This is a genomic window from Caldithrix sp. (genome assembly GCF_056497305.1).
In genome coordinates this window covers 1-4,827 of record NZ_JBSMDE010000055.1, presented here as the reverse complement: position 1 = coordinate 4,827, position 4,827 = coordinate 1, and the positions used below count along the sequence as shown (strand labels likewise).

Sequence of the window (4,827 nt, the reverse complement as noted above, 5' to 3'; positions counted from 1 at the left end):
CGACGGGTGATAGATATGATGGCCCGGGGCGCTGCCCCGGGCCATTTTCTTCACCGCAGCAATGAGCGCTCTGAAAGAGCGCTCCGCTTTTCTCTTTTTTAGGATAAGAAATGCTCCGCCGCAAATAGCATTGGACTTCTCCATTACGGTGGGCGATGAGGTAAAACCTGGACATCAATTGCTCATCAAAAACAAAACCGTAAGCCTTGGTTCATCATCAGGCTTCCTCATCATCTCTATTGGATATCCCATTTTCTATCTGTTTTCTTTTCAGGCTAATTCCATATTTTTTAAATTTTTTGTACATGTTCGAGCGGTCGACGCCTAAAATTTTGGCTGTTCGCTGAACGTTCCAGTTGTTTTGCTCCAGCACGTAAGAGAGATATTTATATTCAAAGGTCTCCAACGCCTGATGCAAATTCAAATAAGAAAAATGTTCGCTGTCCAGTATTTTATTCCAGAATTCCGGATTGATATGGTTAATGCGTAAATAGTCATCCATATTAATTTCTTCATTTTCGGCAAAAACCACCAATCGCTCAATCGTATTTTCCAATTCTCGTACATTTCCCGGCCATGGACGATTTTTTAAAACAGATTCTACCAGATGGTGCACGCGTAAAACAGGTTTATTAAGTTCTTTACTATATTTCTGTAAAAAGTAGTAGGTTAAAGGTAAAATATCCTCCCTGCGCTCTCTTAATGGTGGGATATGGATATGAATGACATTTAAGCGGTAATACAGGTCTTCGCGAAACATTCCCTTTTTAATCATCTCCTCAATGTTCTTGTTGGTGGCAGCAATAACGCGTACATCAATAGACTGTGGAAAGGGATCGCCAATAACCTGAATTTTCTTTTCTTGCAACACATTGAGCAGTTTGGCCTGCATGTTAACATCCATGTCGCCGATTTCATCTAAAAAGATCGTGCCCCCATCGGCAGCCAGAAACTTCCCTTTTTGATCTTTGATAGCGCCTGTAAAGGTGCCTTTTTTATGGCCAAACAATTCGCTTTCCAATAATTCTGAAGGGATGGCGGCGCAATTGGTGATGATAAACGGTTTAGATTTACGCGCGCTCTGGTAATGAATGGCTCTGGCCACCAACCCCTTACCCGTGCCGCTTTCTCCGGTAATCAGCACTTTGCTTTCAACCTCGGCCGCTCTCCGGATCATTTTTATCACCCAGCGAATGGCGGAACTCACGCCAATAATCTGAAAATTCTTTTGTAGCTCGCGAAAAAAAGATTGATTTTCTTCTAACAACCGAAACTTATCTATGGCATTATGGATGGTATTTAACAGGCGACTACTCTCGACTGGCTTTTCAATAAAATCATAAGCTCCAATTTTAAGCGCCTCCACAGCAATGTTGATCGTGCTTTCTCCAGAAATCATAATAACAGGAATAGCGCTATTTTTTTTGCGAATGGTTTTTAACACATCAATGCCGCTCATGGCCGGCATTTTGACATCTAACAGCACACAGTGAAAAACCTGATCGGAAATGAGCTGAAAAACCTGAGTGGGATTGCCAATGGTTTGCACGTTGTATCCATGAGTTTCTAAAAATCGTTTGGTGGTGCGCAAAAAAATCGGATCATTATCCACGATCAATACTTTGCTGGACTGCATTATTCCCTTTCCAGGCTTAATGTAAACCTTTTTCGCTCACTTCTCTTTTTAATGGTAACAAAACACGAAACGTTGTACCTAAATTCGGCGTGCTAAAAACCTTTATTTCTCCTCCATGATCCTCTATTATTTTTTTTACGATGGTCAGCCCCATCCCGCTGCCTTCTTTTTTATCCGTAAAATCTGGTTCAAAAATATACATTAGTTTTTCCTTCGTAATACCCATACCGTTATCGCTCACTTCAATTTCACAGAAATGCTGCGGCTTCTGAGAAATTTCATCTTCAATTAATGAGCTGCGAATAATAATTTTTCCATTTTCGCCAAGAGCATCCAAAGCATTTTTAATCAAATTGTTGAATACCAACTCCAGCTGTTGGGGATCGAAATAAAACGGGGGCATTTCCGGTTCAAATTCCACTTCGATCGAAAAGTTATTTTTCCAATAAGCTTCAAAATGGGCAATACTTTTATTAATACATTGATGAATATCGGATAATTGAAATCTTGGTTTTTCCAGATTAACAAATTTCAGGAAATTACGCACAATGTTGGTGATACGTTTGACTTCACGACTCAGGATATCAAGGTCTTCAATTAAAATATTTTTAGGCGTCTCGGTATTCTGCTCGAGAGAATCTTTAACTGTTCGAACGCCAACTTCAATATTGGATAAGGGAGTTTTAATATCATGGGCTAATTTTTTTATGGTATTGGTCCAGATTTTGGTTCGTTCATCCACACAATCCGCTTCTTTGTCCAACACTTCCACATAATAGCCAACGACACACCCGGGCCAGCCGCGGATTGGCGATATCGCAATGGTGTTCATATCGCCATTTATGGCTATCGATCGTTTAACTTCTTCTTTCTCTTTCATGGCTTCCTCTAATAAAGCAACGAGCTGCGCGTGATTTTCCAGTTGCGATTTAATGGGTTTTCCTTTTTCAAATACTTCTTTTAAATGGAGTTGGTTTAAAAACGCCATATTGTGTAACAACACTCTTCCCCTGTCGTCCGTTATTAATATTCCCAATTGGTTGATTTTTTGAATGATCGAAAGCGCATTCCATCGCACAACGAATTGAATCCCGTTAGAATTTAGAAATAGCAAAAATAATACCAATCCCAACCATAGGCCCAGAGCCAGCAAAAACTTTCTATTTTTATACAGGGGATAAGCCATATAGGAATAGACAGTCCGTGCCCCATCTGTTGATAGATATATCTTTTTGTTGTTCTCCCTTCCATCTTCTTTGATGGAAATCAGCGGCAAAGTTTTGACTATGTTGGTCTCGCTTTGAGCCAACAGGTTTAATTTTTTATCGAATACTAACAGGCTAAACGGCGTGGTAGCCAGCAGCTCTTTTTGTCCGTCGCGATCCAGATCGACCGGCGAGTAAAAGCAAATGCGATTTTTAAATTGCTTCTGACCAAGTAATTTAAAATGTTTATTAAAACAGAGTACTTTATTATGTTGATCTACAATAATAAATAGGACGGAATCATCCTCAAAACGAAAAAGATAAGGAGTCCATTTATTGGCTACGGGAATCTCAAGCGATTTTATAATTTTGCCCTTCATATTTATTTTTAACAATCTGGCGGGTTCGTTGCTTTTTCCGGTATCGCTGGCCAGGCCTAAAATGCAGCGTTCATCGCCCTCTCTAACGCCTATGCCGTTAAACAATGAGGTGAATCCGTTTAACTTAATAGGTTCAAATAATGGCTGTAGTTTATCATCAAAAGCAAAAACCCAACTATAAAAATCCGACTGGGGCGCTTCAGGCGGGAAATTACCGCCGGCATAGGTAGAAACAACGATCTCTTTTTTTCCATCACCATCCAGATCAAAAAAATCCATCTCCATTAATGAGGCATTGGTTTCATATTGATGAGCGATCTTCTTTTGCTTAAAATCATAGATATAGATACCTCTGGGTGCAAGGCTGTACCCAGACACCAGAGTGAAAACCAATTCTACCTGACCGTCATTATTTAGATCGACCACAGCGTGATGATTAAAATAAACGTCCCAGGGTAATCCAATATTTTGGAGACTGCGCTTTAAAAGGAATGATCGCGGAATAATATATTTCCCCTGATTGTTTTCGGAATTTTTTACGTCGATGACCGTTAAAAACAGCGAATCATTCTGCTGAATAAACAGAATGAGTTCATCAAAGTTATCACGATTCACATCGCCAAAATCAATCCACTGTTTCCTTAAATCTCTTTCAAAGGAACAAAAACCCGGCACAACCCATTCATTGATAACAGCGCCCGTATGTTTATTGACAATGATGTGGCTGTGATGAATTTGCGGATCATAGAATGCCTGAATAAGCTCGCTGTAGCCGTCTTTATCAAAGTCGTGGTACAATTCAAGCATTCTATTTACCGGATAATAGCTTGCATCCAATTTATAATGCAAGGTTTTGCTGGCTATTATATATACAACGAAGCCAGTGATAAGCACGGTGGGTACGGCAATCATCCTGAAAATAGAGTGCAGAGAATGATTACGCAAAAAACTAACCATCATACGCGCCCCAACTTTATTATCATGACTCAAGGGAAGCTCAAAAATGTTGTTTTTTTACTACAGTTGAAATTTAAAAAAATTGGCAAAAAATGCCATTTTTTTTCAAAACGCCTTGAATTTGCCTCCTTTTTGATCTGGCATGCTTTTTGAAAATATCACAGAAAACAGGGATGTTGGTTGAGGTAAATCACATATTTAAAATTCATAAAAGGTGTAAAAATATGCGGCGAATTATCATTTTGTTGTCTCTTTATTTACTAATTGGATCTTGTTCTAAAAATCCAGCTGAGCCTGTAGATTCTGACGAGATCGTGCTAAAAAACGATGTTACCATTCTCGAGGAAAGTGAACAAAACCTCATTGAATATGTTTCGCCTGACAGAGATACGATAAAATTTAATTATTCCGCCTCATTATTAAAGCGTTTAAAAAAGGAACATTTTATCATCGGTCAATGGCAGGCTGGTTTTGCCGTGAAAATAACAGAAATCAATTTAGAAAACGGGCAGATTATTTTAATCACCCGTCCGGCTTCTTTAACAGAAATATTTAAAAAATGTAAACTGGATACAACCATTATTGTTAGCCCGCAACAAGTACAAAAAATTGAAACGCTCCGAAAAGGAGTTAAAGTAGAACAGCCCTA

At 39.1% G+C, this 4,827-nt stretch carries 3 protein-coding genes; 1 reads left to right on the top strand and 2 read right to left on the bottom strand.

The window, feature by feature from the left end:
- Positions 1-217: 217 nt before the first annotated feature.
- Both ACWB0I_RS04460 and ACWB0I_RS04455 read right to left on the bottom strand, forming a co-directional pair.
- Positions 218-1,636, bottom strand: a complete 1,419-nt coding sequence (locus ACWB0I_RS04460; RefSeq protein WP_479386834.1) for a sigma-54-dependent transcriptional regulator — start codon at positions 1,634-1,636, stop codon at positions 218-220.
- Positions 1,637-1,652: 16 nt separating this feature from the next.
- Entirely contained in the window at positions 1,653-4,181 is a 2,529-nt protein-coding gene (locus tag ACWB0I_RS04455; RefSeq protein ID WP_479386833.1) for an ATP-binding protein, read from the bottom strand.
- A 146-nt stretch (positions 4,182-4,327) separates the two neighbouring features.
- Between ACWB0I_RS04455 and ACWB0I_RS04450 the strand changes: the two genes are divergently transcribed.
- On the top strand, positions 4,328-4,827 hold a 500-nt coding region (locus tag ACWB0I_RS04450), incomplete at its 3' end, for a hypothetical protein (protein WP_479386832.1).

Bases quoted from the DNA above. Each gene is read 5' to 3' on its own strand.
- ACWB0I_RS04460 (WP_479386834.1), bottom strand. From the start codon at position 1,636: ATGCAGTCCAGCAAAGTATTGATCGTGGATAATGATCCGATTTTTTTG.
- ACWB0I_RS04455 (WP_479386833.1), bottom strand. From the start codon at position 4,181: ATGATGGTTAGTTTTTTGCGTAATCATTCTCTGCACTCTATTTTCAGG.